The 274-nt window shown below is 63.5% G+C and carries 1 pseudogene; it reads right to left on the bottom strand.

The window, feature by feature from the left end:
• Window positions 1–274, bottom strand: a pseudogene (locus SB822_RS57020) (glycerol acyltransferase); the annotation flags it as partial.

The following is a 274-nucleotide window of genomic DNA, read 5'->3' as shown; positions in this document are numbered from 1 at the left end:
CGAGATGGAGGTGCCCATCTCGACCAGGCCATTGCCGCCGGTGAGCTCCTCGGGTTTCAGCACGGAGGGCAGGATCGAATACTTCACCGGCCCGAACAGCGTGGACTGCAGGCCGGTGCAGAACAGCGCCACCAGCAGCACGACCATGTTCTGGGTGAGGAAACCGACCGCGGCCAGCGACATGACGACGATCTCCATCGTCGTGGTGATGACGATCAGCCGCTGCTTCTCCAGCTTCTCGGCGATCTGCCCGGCGATGGCCGAGAACAGGAAG

This window comes from Paraburkholderia sp. SIMBA_054, from assembly GCF_046534875.1.
GTDB lineage: Bacteria > Pseudomonadota > Gammaproteobacteria > Burkholderiales > Burkholderiaceae > Paraburkholderia > Paraburkholderia hospita.
Note: the sequence above shows the minus strand (reverse complement) of the source record. Positions and strands in the feature narration are given on the sequence as shown.